The 15808-nt window shown below is 51.3% G+C and carries 19 protein-coding genes; 10 read left to right on the plus strand and 9 right to left on the minus strand.

Going from position 1 to position 15808, the window contains the following annotated elements:
- Window positions 1–117: 117 nt before the first annotated feature.
- The 4 genes from KNP78_RS05865 to KNP78_RS05880 form a co-directional block, all read right to left on the minus strand.
- On the minus strand, window positions 118–891 hold the full coding sequence (locus KNP78_RS05865; RefSeq protein WP_214797375.1) for a YflT domain-containing protein: 774 nt from the start codon (window positions 889–891) through the stop codon (window positions 118–120).
- A gap of 13 nt (window positions 892–904) precedes the next feature.
- Entirely contained in the window at window positions 905–1420 is a 516-nt protein-coding gene (locus KNP78_RS05870; protein WP_029596367.1) for a YflT domain-containing protein, read from the minus strand.
- A 113-nt stretch (window positions 1421–1533) separates the two neighbouring features.
- Window positions 1534–2457, minus strand: coding sequence for a hypothetical protein (locus KNP78_RS05875; protein ID WP_233005141.1), 924 nt, complete (start codon window positions 2455–2457; stop codon window positions 1534–1536).
- Window positions 2438–2851: a methylglyoxal synthase gene (locus KNP78_RS05880; RefSeq protein ID WP_034780495.1), complete on the minus strand. Its 414-nt coding sequence runs from the start codon at window positions 2849–2851 to the stop codon at window positions 2438–2440. Before KNP78_RS05880 ends, KNP78_RS05875 begins: the two co-directional genes overlap by 20 nt.
- Window positions 2852–3077: 226 nt before the next feature.
- On the opposite strand from KNP78_RS05880, the gene KNP78_RS05885 reads away from it, so the two are divergent.
- A complete protein-coding gene (locus KNP78_RS05885; protein WP_034780497.1) occupies window positions 3078–4865 on the plus strand; it encodes a mechanosensitive ion channel in 1788 nt (595 codons plus the stop codon).
- Between the two features lie 113 nt (window positions 4866–4978).
- A complete protein-coding gene (locus KNP78_RS05890; RefSeq protein ID WP_034780499.1) occupies window positions 4979–6457 on the plus strand; it encodes an HD domain-containing phosphohydrolase in 1479 nt (492 codons plus the stop codon).
- Window positions 6458–6495: 38 nt separating this feature from the next.
- Here KNP78_RS05890 and KNP78_RS05895 read toward each other — a convergent pair whose 3' ends face one another.
- On the minus strand, window positions 6496–6798 hold the full coding sequence (locus tag KNP78_RS05895; RefSeq protein WP_034780501.1) for an AzlD domain-containing protein: 303 nt from the start codon (window positions 6796–6798) through the stop codon (window positions 6496–6498).
- Window positions 6795–7523, minus strand: coding sequence for an AzlC family ABC transporter permease (locus tag KNP78_RS05900; RefSeq protein ID WP_084592950.1), 729 nt, complete (start codon window positions 7521–7523; stop codon window positions 6795–6797). Before KNP78_RS05900 ends, KNP78_RS05895 begins: the two co-directional genes overlap by 4 nt.
- Window positions 7524–7635: 112 nt before the next feature.
- Here KNP78_RS05900 and KNP78_RS05905 point away from each other — a divergent pair, with 112 nt between their 5' ends.
- Complete coding sequence (locus KNP78_RS05905; protein WP_034780503.1) at window positions 7636–8337, plus strand: CBS domain-containing protein; 702 nt, start codon at window positions 7636–7638, stop codon at window positions 8335–8337.
- Here the strand turns inward: KNP78_RS05905 and KNP78_RS05910 are convergent.
- Complete coding sequence (locus KNP78_RS05910) at window positions 8320–8655, minus strand: antibiotic biosynthesis monooxygenase (protein WP_034780505.1); 336 nt, start codon at window positions 8653–8655, stop codon at window positions 8320–8322. The two genes, KNP78_RS05905 and KNP78_RS05910, sit on opposite strands and share 18 nt — an antisense overlap.
- A gap of 78 nt (window positions 8656–8733) precedes the next feature.
- Window positions 8734–9573: a M15 family metallopeptidase gene (locus KNP78_RS05915; protein WP_034780507.1), complete on the minus strand. Its 840-nt coding sequence runs from the start codon at window positions 9571–9573 to the stop codon at window positions 8734–8736.
- A 201-nt stretch (window positions 9574–9774) separates the two neighbouring features.
- Between KNP78_RS05915 and KNP78_RS05920 the strand changes: the two genes are divergently transcribed.
- Both KNP78_RS05920 and KNP78_RS05925 read left to right on the plus strand, forming a co-directional pair.
- Window positions 9775–9993, plus strand: coding sequence for a hypothetical protein (locus KNP78_RS05920; protein WP_034780509.1), 219 nt, complete (start codon window positions 9775–9777; stop codon window positions 9991–9993).
- 60 nt (window positions 9994–10053) lie between these two features.
- Window positions 10054–10524: a hypothetical protein gene (locus tag KNP78_RS05925; RefSeq protein ID WP_034780511.1), complete on the plus strand. Its 471-nt coding sequence runs from the start codon at window positions 10054–10056 to the stop codon at window positions 10522–10524.
- 17 nt (window positions 10525–10541) lie between these two features.
- Here the strand turns inward: KNP78_RS05925 and KNP78_RS05930 are convergent, their stop codons facing one another.
- Complete coding sequence (locus KNP78_RS05930) at window positions 10542–11648, minus strand: glycerol dehydrogenase (protein WP_034780513.1); 1107 nt, start codon at window positions 11646–11648, stop codon at window positions 10542–10544.
- A 373-nt stretch (window positions 11649–12021) separates the two neighbouring features.
- Between KNP78_RS05930 and KNP78_RS05935 the strand changes: the two genes are divergently transcribed.
- The 5 genes from KNP78_RS05935 (at window position 12022) to KNP78_RS05955 (ending at window position 15801) form a co-directional block, all read left to right on the plus strand.
- Window positions 12022–12681, plus strand: a complete 660-nt coding sequence (locus KNP78_RS05935) for a type 1 glutamine amidotransferase domain-containing protein (protein WP_034780515.1) — start codon at window positions 12022–12024, stop codon at window positions 12679–12681.
- A 109-nt stretch (window positions 12682–12790) separates the two neighbouring features.
- Window positions 12791–13216: a DMT family transporter gene (locus KNP78_RS05940; RefSeq protein ID WP_034780518.1), complete on the plus strand. Its 426-nt coding sequence runs from the start codon at window positions 12791–12793 to the stop codon at window positions 13214–13216.
- A gap of 11 nt (window positions 13217–13227) precedes the next feature.
- Window positions 13228–13899: a Crp/Fnr family transcriptional regulator gene (locus KNP78_RS05945; protein WP_084592951.1), complete on the plus strand. Its 672-nt coding sequence runs from the start codon at window positions 13228–13230 to the stop codon at window positions 13897–13899.
- Window positions 13900–13910: 11 nt separating this feature from the next.
- A complete protein-coding gene (locus tag KNP78_RS05950) occupies window positions 13911–14387 on the plus strand; it encodes a DMT family transporter (RefSeq protein WP_131471707.1) in 477 nt (158 codons plus the stop codon).
- A gap of 88 nt (window positions 14388–14475) precedes the next feature.
- Window positions 14476–15801: a hemolysin family protein gene (locus tag KNP78_RS05955; RefSeq protein WP_138860144.1), complete on the plus strand. Its 1326-nt coding sequence runs from the start codon at window positions 14476–14478 to the stop codon at window positions 15799–15801.
- The last annotated feature ends 7 nt before the right edge of the window (window positions 15802–15808 follow it).

A 15808-nucleotide genomic window follows, 5' to 3' on the forward strand; every position in this document is an offset into this window, starting at 1 on the left:
AAACGGCTTGAGCCCTGTCGAATACAGGGCTCAAGCCGCCTAGGCTAGTTTTCATTATTTGCCCTGTCTACTTGACGGGGAGCAGTTCATTGTGGTCAGGTCCTTGTTGCATTTTGATTAGAAACGGCGGATATTGTCTGGATCTTCGTAATCGTTTCGGAGGGCCCGGTCATCGAGTCCACGCAACTTGTTCTCACGGTCAGTCAACTCGGATTTTTTATCCAATTTGTCCTGCTCGGGGTCGACGGCCCGGTTCGGATTGTCGGCCGTCGATTCGTTGAACGGTTTCGAATCGATTTCTACACCATCAGACGTATGGCGATCGTCCCGGTTCGCGTCACGATGTTTCGGGTCATTATATGGCTCCGAATCAATCTCCACACCATCGGACGTGTGATGATCTGAGCGGGTCGAACGGGTCGTGTCAGATTTCGGATCATTATACGGCGTCGAATCGATTTCAAGCCCATCGGCCGTATGGTGGCCTTGGTGACTCGTATCGTGTCTCGAGTCGGTATAAGGTGACGAATCGATCGTCAGCCCTTCATTATGACGACGCTCGAAATCTTCATCCACATAGATTAAAATCTTTCCAGCCTCGACATCGCTGTAGTGGCGCTTCACCTCGTCTTCGCTCAAGCCCATATTGCGAAGTCCGGCATGGACGTCCTCATGTCCGCTCAAGAAAGCCCGTACCTTATCAAACCAGCCGGCGTGGTGTGCTGCTTCGGTATGGACGTCCGTTTGACGACGCAAAATCGAGACGTTATCTTCATGTTTGGCGACGACATAGATGTCTGAGTCTTTATAGCCCTTCGCACGCAACTCCTCGACTTTTCCGAGTGCCGCGTCCTGTGTGTCATACATGCTGATAAACCGTTTCTCACTCATCTTCGTTTCCTCCTTATAATCGACGGTGGTCTTCTAGACCGGAATGTCCGCGGACGATCGGGTCCTCTTTCGTACCGCGAGGTTCTTCGTCGTGATCATTGAATGGCTTCGCGTCGAAGGCGATGCCATCCGCTTCTTCCCCTTTATCATGGTCGAGTTCACTATCTTTCTTATACATATTCGGATAGCGTTCGTATGAGTGTTTATCGATGTAAAGCAATAATTTGCCGGCATCGATCGACGTATAATACTCTTCAGCCTCCGCATCACTGAGTCCCATGTTCCGCAATTCATCACGAATGCGGTCACTGCCGTGAAGGAACGCTTTCACACGGTCCAGCCAGTTGACATCACGAATCCCCGATTCGGCGTTCACATCGGTATGGTAGCGCAAGGCGGAAATTTCCCCGTCCCGCTTGGCCACGACATGCATGTTTTTCTCTGCTTCCCCAGCTTGTTTGAGTTCGTTCACCTTATCCATTACTTCTTGCTCGTTATGGAACAACCCAATAATTTTGCGATCCGACATGTTGTGCCTCCTTCGATTTCGTTTCATTTTTTAATTGACGTCACGCTATTAGTAATTTCCGTTCTAGCAAAGGTTCAAACAAAAAACGCCATCTCCTAGAGAGAATGGCGTGATCAATAATAAATCATTAACGTCTCATTGCCGAGGTGGCACCGCGTGTTCTTCCAGACGAACTCGACCAATGTCCACATGGCCATGAATCCGCTGATCGCAAGCAGGATGAGCGCATACACAGGTGTCAATTGAATCAAGAACGACCATCCGAGTGCGAACAAGATGGGCTGGGTCAATAACACGAAACCGACGTACAAGGCTATGATGAGCAATGCGAAGACAATCCGTCGTCCTAGCGTTTGGAAGTGGTGACGGAAACGCGTCAATAGGCCAAAGATGGCACCAGTCAATAGAACAGGGAGGACGAAGCCGAAATAATCGAGCGGGTAAGGCGTAGCGGGTGCCGTGAACAAGCGCAGACTGAACACATCATCCATCACAAGCAATAAGTTGGCGTAGGCGAATGCCAAAATCATACCGAGTAGCCAACCGAATTGATTCCAGACGCGACGAGATGACTTGATTGCCTCAATTTTCGTATAGGCTAAAAAGGAGACATCACGCATCTCGACATCCTGGAGCTTGACTTGAACTTCGTTGAGCCGCTCAATCGCCCAATCGAATTCCCGATTCGCCTGCGCTTTCTCATGAGGTTTCAATTCATCCGTCGCCTCAATCATCATATGGTAGCGACGTTGGTACTCCTCGTTTGTCGCCGGTTGTTCAATTAAAAATCGAGCATAGTCGTGCGGGTTTTGTTTCGTGAGTCCTTCGAGAGGCTGCCCGTTCTTTTCCGCCTGTTGAATATAGCCGGCTAAACTGTCGAGCAAGCGATCGGCTTGCTGCTTGTCATCTAATAAGTCGTTTAAATGCGTACGGACTTGATCGTAAAACTGTTGAACGACCGGGTCGTTCGATACGTGTGGTTTCAGAAAAATTCCTCTCTTCTTCTTGATAAGTTGTTCATACAGGTGGTTTGTCATTATGGGTCAAGGTCAGCGATTCAAAATCGCCTTGCTCGATACTGCGGATGAGAATCTCACTTCCCCCCATATTAGTGGCCAAAGGGATGGAATAGACATCACAGAGACGCATCAAGGCACTCACATCAGGTTCGTGCGGTTGAGCCGTCAATGGGTCACGGAAGAAAATAATCATGTCCATCTCACCCCGGGCGACGGCGGCACCGATTTCTTGGTCTCCGCCGAGCGGGCCCGACTGAAAGCAATGGACGGGCAATCCGGTCGCCTCGGCAATGCGCTTACCGGTCGTGCCAGTGGCGAACAGATGGTGTTTTTCCAAGACATGAGCGTAGGCTTTCACAAGTACGATTAAATCATCTTTCTTCTTGTCATGGGCAATTAGGGCGATGTTCATCTTACTTCCTCCTCAAAAAGACTTCTTCTTTTAATTCGTATCACATTTGACCTAGAAAGACACGCCTTCTTTCTTTAAGAATGCTTTCTGAAAAAGCAGTTTTCCCATCAAGTCTTTATCGGGAAATAGGAAATGGCAAGGTTTAGGTAGATGAAAATGTTGGTATTTATACAAAGAGTCAAATAAATGAAATCATTTTTAAAAAGAGATGGGAGGAAGATGTTAGATGAACGAAACTACTTATAATTTCAACACGTTCATGTCATGGCTGCCTGAGCTTTTGCTCGCATTGCTTATTCTTGTCGTCGGATTCATTTTGGCGAAAGTTCTGGAAAACGTGACGCGCAAAGCGCTTCGCAAAGCACGCCTCGACGATCGTGTCGGTGTCAAACCAGAAGGGGAACCTGGAAAACCGGGTAAAGAGGAGAAACGATGGACGCCTGAGCGAATCATCGGGAAAGTCGTCTTCTTCGGCGTATTGCTTCTCGCATTTTTAATCATCTTCGAATTCATGAACGTACCGGCTATCACACAACCGTTCAGTCAAATCTATGCTGGCTTCTCTGGGTTGATCACAGGGGTCATCAAAGCGGGTCTCATCTTGCTCGTCGCATGGATTATCGCGACGCTCTTGAAAAAAGGTATTCAAATGGCGGGTCATCGCCTCAACTTGAACAAGTTGATGGAGAAGACGGGCCAAGAGTCGACGAGCGTCAATCAGACGAAATGGGTCGACACGGTCGCCAATATCGTCTTCTACCTCGTCTTATTGTTAGCTCTTCCGGCGGTGCTTGATGCGCTTGGGTTGCAAGGCATCAGCGGACCGTTTGAAGACTTGTTGAACAGTTTCCTCGCCTTCATTCCGAAACTTGTCGCGGCTGCACTCATCTTCGCGATTGGTTATATCGTTGCGAAAATCGTCCGTGACATCTTGACGAAGTTCTTGGAAGCAGCAGGTCTTAACCGCTTCGCTGAAAAACTGCACTTGTCAGATTACGTAAAAGGGTCAAGTCTCGCGAAAGTGGTCGGTACGATCGTCTTCATCTTGATTATGATCCCGGTCACGATTTCAGCGCTTGAAGCGCTCGATATTCGCGGAATCTCGGATCCAGCCATCTCGATGCTCAACGACGTCTTGGCAATGATTCCAAATATCATCGTGGCCATCGTCTTGATTCTCGCAGGTGTCTTCCTTGCTAAATGGTTGAAAGGCGTCGTTGTGTCTCTCCTTGAGAACTTAGGCGTCAACTCACTCGCTAGTAAAATGGGTCTCGGTGGTCGCTCGTCGTCATCGACATCGATCGCGCAAGTGATCGGAACAATCGTTCAAATCATCATCATCTTGTTGTTCGTATCGGAAGCCCTTCAAGTCGCAAACCTCGACTTTATGGCTTCGCTCGCGACAGCCATCTTCGCATACTTGCCAATGGTCATCGCTGCCATCGTTATCTTGGCGGTCGGTTTCTGGCTCGCGAACATGGCAGAGCGTCTCGTCGGCAGTGTGCTCGTAGATGGAGCTGGCCAACCGAGCGTCCTGCGCCACGTCGCGAAGTACGCGATTCTTGGAATCGCCTTCTTCATGGCCATCAGCCAACTTGGCATTGCGCCAATGATCGTCAATACGGCATTCTTGCTCATCCTCGGTGCAGTTGCTCTCGCCTTCGGCCTTGCCTTCGGTCTCGGCGGACGTGAGACAGCAGCTCGCTACTTGAAGAAAGCTGAGAAGCGAATCGATGAGACAGAAGTGTCAAAAGAAGGTCTCGAGCAAGAAAAAGCCCAAATGAACCAAGAAGCCGAGGCTGCGAAGCGACAGGCGAAACAAGGCATGGAGCAGTCGAAGCGTGAAGCGGATCAAACGAAACAAGAGTTGAAACGTGAAACGAATCGTCCGCAAGCCTCACAATCTGATGTGACGAACGTGGACGGTCCAGAACCGAACCCGTTCCATGACAACATCACACCAGATCAAGACAATCGTTCACTTGATGACAACGAAGGTCCACGTCGTCCGTAACGGTGAAGGACGGGTCCCTAAAAAGGGGCCCGTTTTTGTATTTCTGTAAAAAAGTGTCACTTTTGTCGATATAATAAGAAAGAGGTCGATGAAAAGGCAGGAGTGAGGGGAAGATGTTTCAACGATTTCAACACACATTAATCATGAATTACATATGGGGTTCAGGCATCGCCGTGTTCGGTGTCGGGGGGCTGTTCATCTTTCAGACGCTCGATTTATCCAAGACGGAGATGCTCATCCTCTTGGCTATCATGGGGCTGTCCGGGATGATGATGATTGGGCTTGAACTGCTCCTTTATCGACGTCACATCCGGCCGATCCGTCGTGTGTTTCAAACAGAGACACCAACGTATGAGGAGCTTCAACAGGCGTTCGATCAAACGAGTCACTTTCCTACGTTGACGGTGAAACGGATTCTCGGTCCACATTTGTTCGGCTTGTCCGTGCCGGCGATGAGTATGACGGCACTCGCCATCGAACAAGGGTGGATTGACTTGCCGTATCGGTTGATTGGCTTGGCGGCGTTCGGTGCTATTTTAATCGCCATCTTGCATGCGTTGATTGAATTCTTTTTGACCTATCGCTCGGTTGAACCGTTGTTGCTTCAGTTGCAGGAGATGAGCGGAAACTTGTACGGGCGGCCGCTCCAAGCGACGTATCGCTCCATTAGCGTCCGGACGAAACTATTGATCAGCATGCTCGTCATCGGTGTGTTCCCGGTCGCATTGTTCATCCTCGCGTCCGGGGTGCAACTGTCGACTGTCAATCAGGTCGATGCATACTGGCAGTGGGCGGCTGTGATTTTAGTCGTTATCATCGGGGTCGCGACGTTTAGCAGCTTTTTGCTGTATGACAACATCAAACGTCCAATCAGTGCATTAACCGAAGGGGTCGCCGCGTTAGATGCCGGACGATTGAATCAGATTGATAACCCTTACTCGGATGAGTTCGCCCAACTCGTCACGGGCTTTAATCAGATGGTCACGAACGTCACGTATCGAGATGCGGAAAACGAGCAACTGTTGAACAGTCTGTTCGTCTTGTTCGCTGCAACACTCGATGCCCGGGATTCGTATACGGCCGGGCATTCCGAGCGAGTCGCCGCCTATTCTGTCGAGTTGGCACAGGCGCTCCAGTTGCCGGCCGGACAAATCGAGCTGCTCCGCAAATCGGCGCTACTCCACGATATCGGGAAGATTGGTATCCGTGACGATGTGTTGTTGAAGGAAGGGAAGCTGACGGATCATGAGTTCGCGCAAATTCAAGAACACCCGACCATCGGAATTCATATTTTGAATCAAATTTCCCTCCCGGCTGCGTTACAACCGATATTGGCAGGTGTCCGGTCCCATCATGAACGGATTGATGGGCGCGGATATCCGGATCGGTTGGTCGGAGAGGAGATTCCGCTCTTCGGTCGTATCATGGCAATCGCCGACGCATATGACGCTATGACCTCCGACCGTCCATATCGGGACGGGATGCCAGTCGAGAAGGCTCTATCGATTTTAGAGAGCGGTCGCGGTACACAGTGGGATCCGGCGTTCGTCGATGTATTCATTAGGTTAAGACGTCAGGCCATCTCTGCTTAAACAAACAGGTCCGCCCCACAATTGGGCGGACCTATTTGTTAAAAGAACGTTTCAATGAGATACACCCCGGTGATGCCGCCGATGACGACGAGCATCAAGTTGACCCGAAGGAATGCGAGCGTTGCGGCGACCACCCCACCCGCTAAAGCTGACGTAAGACTAGTCGTTGCCTGCAGGATGCCCGGGAAAATGAGACTGGCGAGCACCGCATAAGGCGTGAAGAGTAAAAACCGCTTCAAGAGCGGAGGTAATTTCAAGTCCCGGAGCCATAGCAGCGGAACGAGCCGCGGAATGTATGTGACGAGCGCCATGGCAAGGACGAGCAACAAGAGGCTGATCATGTTTCGTCCTCCTTATACAGCAAGGCTCCGGCTCCAGCGGCGACAATCGTGGCCAAGATGATGCTCAAGCCGGACGACAGCGGGATGAATGGAGAGACGCCGAAGTAGAGAATGGCTTGAGTCAAGACGGCGATTGCAGCCACGACAATGACCGGTTTGCGGGTAAGGGATGGGACGAGTAGGCCGATGAACATGGCGTACAAGGCGATGCCCATACTCGCTTGGACCGAGGCGGGCAAGCCGAAGGCGAGAAAGACGCCAATCCATGTTCCGACGTTCCAAGCGAGAAAGGCGATCATATTCAACCCGAGCACAAAGTGGCCGCGCGTCGATTCGTCACGCGTCGAGGCGACACTGAACGTCTCATCGGTCACGCCGAACGCGATGGCGGCCAGAAATCGATTCGAGGTCGTCTCGAGACGCTGGGACAACGACGCCGACATGAGGAAGTGCCGTAAGTTCAGGATGAACGTCGTCAAGATAATCTCCCAATACATCGAACCGGCCATGATCAGTTGGACGCCAATAAATTGACTGGCGCCGGCAAAAATGAATAATGACATGGCGAGCGTGATGACGTTTGGCATATCGAATGATTTCGCAAGCAGCCCGAAAGCGATGGCAATCGGGATATAGCCGACAGCGACGGGAATACCGGCACGCATGCCGGAACGGAAGGCGTCCTTATTCGGGATCGGTGTCATTTGCGAGACCGGAGTTGCCATGAGAACCCCTCCATTTCATAGATGATTAGTTGTGGATTCGAGATTGGGTCACGCTTTCCTGCTCGAACCCGAAAAAAATAGGGTATATATAGGCGATAAGGAGTGTGAATATATGAGTCGTGCAGAAGAATTTATCGCATCGTATCACCGGATCGAGGATCATTTGAGTCGCGAGATGGGGGACGGCCAGCATTTCAGTTTCAGCAACATGGTCAATCGTCTTGCCAAACATAACCCAATCATTGAACGTTACAAAGAAGATTTACATCAAATGAGCCAATTGCGAAACGCCATCGTCCACGAGCGGCGCGAGCCAGATTTCATCATCGCGGAACCGCATGAATCGCTCGTTAATTTGATTCTCGAGGTGGAGAAAGAACTCCTTCATCCGCGTCAAGTCATTCCGATGTTCCGTAAAATCGTGACGACGTTCGACGCCGACGACTCGTTGGTCGACGTGCTCGGTGAGATTCGGGATAAGAACTACTCGCAGTTCCCGGTCTATAATCATGACGGGTCGTGGCGCGGATTATTGACGAAAAAAGGAGTGACCAGTTGGCTCGCCGAAACGGTCGACGGGCCTCGTGTGTCACTCGAAGGCGTGCAGGTCAAGCACGTGCTCCATCACGACCCGCACCTGCGACGGTATCGGTTTATCGCGAAAGAGACGTCGGTCATCGAGGCGCATCATCATTTCATCAACATGAAAGACGGAGTTCGGCTCGATGCCTTATTGATTACCGAGACAGGACAAGAAGATGAACCTTTGCTCGGGATCATCCGGCCGCAAGATATTTTATACGTCATCGGTTGAGGCGCCGTGCTCGATGGCGACCTCATATTGGGTGACCGTGTTTCCAAGGACGATGGGCTTCACTTCAGAAGTACCGTCGTCCCGTTTTTTATGGGCATGTTTATACGCTCCGCTATCACGCCAATTTTCGAAGCTCGCCGCATCGCGCCATGTCGTCATGATGACGACTTGATCTTTCGTCTCGTCCGACGTATCGGTCAACACTTGCATCCGAACGAACCCATCCATCGACTCGATGCCTTTCGTCGTCTGGAAACGGGCCGTGACCGCAGCGACTTTCCCTTTTTCAACGTCTAGTTTGTTCATGACAATCCACATGCACATGTCCTCCTCTGCGATATCGTACGCGTCCATTATACCTTGAACGCATTCAATGAATCGCTCGAGATGCTCGCGTCAACGTTTCGCCCACCAGTCCTCGAACGTCCAGTTTTGTTGTTTGATTATCGTCGCTTCTTTTACACCGACATAACGAAGATGCCACGGTTCATAATTGTAGCCGGTGATTTTCTCTTTGCCTTTCGGATAGCGAACGATGAACCCGTAACGGTGTGCCTGTTGGAGCATCCATTTTCCTTCAGGGGTTTGGTCGAACGAGGCATAGAGCCCCATTCGCATCCGCGCACTCGTCATATCGACGGCGAGTCCGGTCTGATGTTCGCTATGGCCGGGACGGGCGACATATTTTGAGGCGTATGCCGTGCCGCGGGTATTGACCCAATACGTGTAAAGCGATTTTTGCGTGGCATAGGAGCGATAGGCACTGAGCGCATACAGCGTATGTCCTTCTTTTCGACCGGCATAATAGAGACGAGCGAGGGCGTGAGCGGCTTCAGCGGCCATGAGGGTGCGCTCGCTTCCTTTTGTATAGACGGTCGGGATGGTCAACGTGACGAGTTGACGAGAGCGATACGTGCTCGATAGTCCGTGTTGTTTATTGACGAGTCGAAGCCGTTCTGTAGCCGTAAGTGTTGGGATCCCGGCTTTCAAATTACTAGACGGAGTGTAGTAGCGTGTGCCATTGATGTAGACATTCGACCAGCTTCGGTTGTAGGTCGTGTAGCGGACAGGCGTATTGGTCAAAAGCGTCTTGGCGACCGGAGACGATTGCATCGCCCGCCAATACAATTTCGTCGTCTTGATGGTATAGCCTGGCTGAGGTGAAGGCGTCGCGGCAAAGGTGGACGTGGTGGGGAAGATGAGCAACAGGACGAGGAGTACACGGATGAGCTTCACAGGAAAGACCCCCTTTTTTGCTGGATAGTCTTCTTTTCCCGGTTTTTAAGGGGATGAAAAGAAGAGAAATTGGGGAATAGTGAACAGGACTGTCTCCGTCTCTTGACCTGCTTCCTGTACTGCGCGAGCCCGATGTGATGGAGAGCGGGAAGTAGTACACTAAATGTAAGAGAATGGTTGAGACTAGAAAGGAGTGAGCGTATGGAACTCATTTTTGGTTTACCGTTATTGTTGCTCGTCTTGTTCTTCGCCTTTTTGTATTTCAACATCAAAGGGTTATCGAACATGTGGAAAGACTATGATCGGACGAAGTCGATGATGCCGCTCGGGTTCTTTATCGTCGGGATTATCGGAATCTTCACCGGCGTTTGGACGTGGCTCGTCATCTTGATTTACTATGCAGTCCGTCCGAAAGCCTGACCTGACACCATGTGCGAAAGCGCATGGTGTTTTTTGCTATACTGTGGGTGAGGTGTTGTCATGGAGAAATTGATCAAGGCGTGGTTCATCATCACGCTCATAACGTTTGTATTATTCAAACTCGGCGAGACGATGACTGCCGCCTATACAGAAACGGCGGGTGAAGGGAATCCCTACGTGCTCGTCTTGCTCATCGGTTGGCCGTTCGTCCTGTTGTTCATCTGGATTACGATTCGGCTTGCTCGGCGTGCGGTCGAATCGGTTCATCGCCTGGGACGAGTCGGTCTTTTAGCCGGAAGCCTCGTGATGGCGGGAATCGGTCTATATATCAACGCCGGTCAAGCGGCTTCGCTCCGGGCTGGAATCCGTGCTTCTGAGAATGCGGCGTACGCATCAGGATGGAACCAGTTCACGAACATCATTTATGCGAACCAATTGACGTTTTTCGTCTTGACGGTCAGTTGCATGGCAATCGGGGTAGCGTTCTCCTTCGTCACGCGAAAACAAACGAACGAGGAACGGCTCAACTAGCCGTTCCTCGTTCTTGTTCACTGCAATTTGTTTTGATAGAGACGAGCGTACCGGTCGGCCGCGATGATGGCATCGGCCACTTGTTCAGCGGTCACATCGAACCCACTATGAATCGTCTCACCTTCCGCCGTTGCCGCTTGACCGACTTTTAGGATGTCTTCACGGGAAGCGTCTTTCAACTTCACGTCTTCGAGTGTGACCGGCAACTCGAGCGCCATATACAAGGCGACGTAGCGGTCGAACTCTTCCTGCGTTCGGCCTTCGAGCGCAAGTTGGACGAGTGTGCCGAACGCGACTTTTTCCCCATGCGTCAAATGGTGGATGTCTCCGTGGAGGGCGGTGAAGCCGTTATGAATGGCGTGGGCCGCTGCGAGCCCGCCGCTTTCAAAACCGAGACCACTTAGAAGTGTATTCGCCTCAACGACGGACTCGAGTGCCGGAGTGACGACTTTGGCCTTCACCGATTCATAAGCAGGGATTCCGTAATCGAATAGCACCTCTTCGCAGCGTTTGGCGATGGCTTCCGCCGCAATCGTCGGGACACCACCCGCCATCGTTTTGCCGCCGAAGGCGAGGACGCTCCGGACTTCGACCCATGTCGCGAGCGCATCAGCAATCCCCGAGGCGAGGAATCGGGCCGGGGCCTCGGCGATCAATTTCGTATCGACGAGGACCAAATCCGGGTTCTTTTTATAGAAGCGATAGCTTTCAAAGTTTCCTTCATCCGTATAGATGACGGACAAGGCGCTCGTCGGGGCATCCGTTGAGGCGATGGTCGGGACGATGACGATGCGGGCATCGAGTTCGTCGGCGACAGCTTTCGCCGTGTCGAGCGTTTTTCCGCCGCCCATTCCGATGACGAAAGCAGTATGGCTCTCTGCTGCCGCTTTGGCGATCCGTTCAATCTCGTGACGTGACGCTTCCCCGACAAAATCGGCCTTTTCTGCGTTCACGCCACTCGACTTGAGTGAATCGGTCACCCGTTCCCCAATCAAGCGCCAGACGATGTCATCGGCAATCAAGAGAGCCTGTGATCCAAAATGGCTAACGTGTTCCCCGATGCGATCGATTGTATTTTTTCCTTGCACGTACTTGGCCGGACTGATAAATACGCGTTCTGACATATTCAACATCCTTTCTAAAGTAACAGTGACGACAGGACAACAGTAGGTTTGTTCCCGATACAGCCCCTCCTTCAAACAGTCCTACATGTGACATCTCGGTGAAACTGTTTTGGACTTCCTTCACAACCCGCCAATAATCACGAGTACCACAATCAAAGCGACGACGGCAAGAAATCCCCAGTCGAGTACATGCTTCATCACGGTCGTTCCCTCCTGCCAGCTGATGAGACCAGTATAGATGGTGGATTGATTTCTGCCATTCTAAAAATAGGACCGGGTCAAAAAAAGAGTAGCGTTACGGGTTACAAGGTTTGAATGAACTCACAGCGGGAACAACTCTTTCGTATGCTTAATTTAGAAGGAGGAATTTGCAATGTCTAAACATGTACTGATTGTCACGACTTCTGCGAATCAACTGGAGAACGGTCACGCGACAGGGCTTTGGCTCGAGGAGTTTGCTGCACCGTATCTTCAATTCGAGAAACAAGGTTATAAAGTCACAGTAGCGAGCATCGAAGGTGGAGACGTGCCAATCGATGCGAACAGCCTAGAAGGCGATTTGCCGCAAGAGGTGTTGGACACGAAGCACCTGTTGAAAGATACGGCGCGACTCGATCAAGTGGCCGATGACACGTATGACGCAGTCTTCCTTCCGGGAGGACACGGTACGGTCGTTGATTTCCCGAACAGTGAAACGTTACAGCGTGTCATCCGTGATACGTATGAAGGCGGAAACGTCGTCGCGGCCGTCTGTCATGGACCGATTGGACTCGTCAACGTTAATTTGAGCAACGGAGATCCGCTCGTCAAAGACAAGCGCGTGACAGGATTCACGGATGCCGAGGAACGCGAGATGCAGCTTGACTCAGCGGTACCTTTCCTCCTTGAATCGGCGATGCGCGAGCGCGGTGGAAAATTTGATGGCGCAGACAACTGGGCTGTCAACGTAACGGTCGACGAACGTCTCGTTACCGGACAAAATCCGCAATCTTCAGAACAAGTCGGGGCAGAAATCGTCAAATTGCTCGGATAATCCCACAGACAGCTTAGGTTATTCCTAAGTTGTCTTTTTTTCGGACATATGTCCTTTTCAAGCCTTCTCATCTCACGTAAAGTCAGACGAGGAGATAGGAGGAAATCGGATGGGTCTGTTATTTGCCGTGCTTTCGGGCACGTTCATCGCATTGCAAGGGATCTTTAATGCCAAGCTCGGCTACGCGGTCGGTGCTTGGATGTCGGTCACGGTCGTTCACCTCGTTGGTCTTGTACTTGCTCTTCTCATTTATGCGTTCAAGCGGGATGCAGACATGACGGCGTTTCGGCGCGTACCTTGGTACTATAGCTTGGGCGGTCTGTTCGGGGTGTTTGTCGTTTTCGGAGAACTGACCGCTATTCAACAGCTCGGTGTGACTTGGGCGATCTGCGTCTTGCTCGTCGCCCAATTGATCGGGGCGTTTTTGATTGATGTGAACGGATGGTTTGGTGTGAAACGGAAACCGCTCAACCAAGGTCAGCTCACAGGACTTGCCTTGATGGTCGCCGGGATTGGCATTTACACGTTCACGTAAGGGGGAGACGGATGAAAGTAGAGGCAGCACTAGAACGACTCGGGTGGGCCCACCTGTTCTCGGAACAAACATTAGAGGCATCGACGATTGTGACGTATCCGTCCGGAGCGATGCTCTGCACGAACGATAACCCGATCGAGTCTCTCTTCGTCGTGTTAGAAGGGCGTGTCAAAATCTATACGTTGAGCGAGGAAGGCAAGTTGCGCTTGCTCCGTTTAAAGATGGCCCCAACATTGATTGGGGATATCGAATACGCCAGCGGACGCAACGTACTCCACACGGTCGAGGCGGTCGGGGCAGTAACCTGTCTGCGCGTGCCGTTTGATGTGCTCCGCACGCATAACCGAACGATCGAGTTCACGGAGCATCTTCTGCGCGGCGTATCTGAGAAACTGTTCATCGAGGCGAATGCCTCGTCGAACCATCTCATGTCGACACTCGAAGAACGATTGGCGGGATATCTCGTCTCGCTCAGCGAATCAGGGAACGACTTGTTCCAAGACGAGATGAGTCAGTTGAAACGAAAAGAAGTGGCGGAATGGCTCGGGACGAGTTATCGTCATTTGAATCGGACGTTACAATCGTTCGCGGATGAAGGACTCGTCGAAAAGACGCGGACAAAAGTAACGATTTTAGATGCGACTCGATTAAAAGAACGTGCCAATGGCATGTTGTACGAATAAGGAGGCAACTCATGATAGTAGGAATCATCTGTTCGGCGGTAGCCGGCGCATTCATTAGTGTACAAGCTGCAGTCAATGCCAAAATGAACGCCCATCTGGGGGCATGGGCGACAACGGTGCTCGTCTTCATCGTCGGCTTGCTTGGATCGCTCGTCCCACTCGCTTTGTTCGGTGGTAATGTTCACGGCGTATTCGAAATCTCGCCGATATACGCGCTCGGTGGGTTGCTCGGGGTCGGTGTCGTCTTCTGTGTGATGCGAAGCATTCAATTGCTCGGACCGACGCTATCGGTGTCCATCATTCTCGTATCTCAGTTGATATGGGCGCTCGCCGTCGACTTAACGGGAGCGTTCGGGATGCAACAGTTGTCACTGTCCCCAGGGCAGGTCATCGGGTTGATGGTGTTGCTCTTAGGCGTCATCGTCTTCAAACAATCTCAAGCGGCGGCCCTGCATCAGGAAGCCGCACCCGAAGCCACTTCACGTTGAAGGGGCTTTTTTCTTGAGTGAAACGGGTACAGGTGAATAACAAATCTTTGATATGATGAGATTGTAGTACGAAATATACGCAGAGGTGATGAAAACAGTGGATTCTTCCATAGTGATCGATTTACTGATCGTTTTATTCTTGATCGTGTTGAACGGGATTTTCGCGATGACGGAAATCGCACTGATCTCGTCCAAACCGGCCAAACTTGAAGTCGAGGCGAGCCGTGGTAAACGCAGTGCCGAAATCGCACTCAAGTATTCAAAAGATCCGACCGACCTGTTATCGACGGTCCAAGTCGGAATCACGTTGATCGGTATCATCAACGGGGCTTACGGGGGTGCGCGTTTCTCGGCGCCGCTCGCCGATGTGTTCGCCAATCTTGGCATGAGTCCCCAGTACGCACCGACCGTCGGTTACGTCGTCGTCGTCACGATTATTACGTATTTGTCGCTCATCATCGGTGAGCTCGTGCCGAAACGGATTGCGCTCGTGGCTCCGGAAAAAGTCACGATGGCGATCATTCCGGCACTCGACTTATTTAGTAAAGTGATGCGACCATTTATTTGGATTTTGTCGAAGTCGACACTTTTCCTTTTCAAATTGCTTGGCCTGAAAGCGGAGCAGTCGAGTGGTGAGACCGAGCTCGAAATCAAGCAACTCTTGTTCGAAGGAGCCCAGCAAGGGGCATTCGCACACGAGGAAGTGCAGCAGGTCGAGCGTGTGTTTGCGTTCCATGACCAGCTGATTTATGAATTGATGCAACCGCGGACGACGCTGGAATGGGTCGACCTTGAAGACGATATGGACGATATCAAGAAATCGATTTATGAGAGTAAACACAATAAACTCCCGGTCGGGCGCGATACGCTCGACGAGTTCGTCGGTTACATCGATGTCCGTGACATTTTGACATTATCGACGCTTCGGGAGCCCTCACAAATTTTGAAGCGAATCAAACAACCACTCATCGTCCCAAAACAGCGAGAAGCGAGCCAAGTGTTGCAGATGATGCAAAAGAATGGCGTCGAAATCGCCTTCGTGCTCGATGAGTACGGCGGATTCCTCGGGATGGTCACATTGTTCGATATTCTAGAAGAAATCGTCGGCGAAGTGATGATTGAAGAAGAGACACCGGAAGTCGTGCGCCGTGAAGACGGTTCGTACTTGGCCGATGGTTTGCTCGGGATTGAGGATTTGAAGCGGACGTTCGGAATTCGAGACAATCGTTTTGATGAAGGGCGTAACTCGTATCATACTCTTGCCGGACTTGTTATTTATGCGCTCGGCGATTTCCCAAAACGGGGAGACGTTGTCGAAGCATATGGTCTTCGATTCGAGGTCGTCGATATGGACGGCAAACGTGTTGACCAAGTGCTCGTATCGATGTTGCCTGAACAAACAAAAGAAGACTGACGCCGCG

The organism is Exiguobacterium sp. s28 (genome assembly GCF_018618135.1).
GTDB classification, from domain to species: Bacteria; Bacillota; Bacilli; order Exiguobacteriales; family Exiguobacteriaceae; genus Exiguobacterium; species Exiguobacterium mexicanum_A.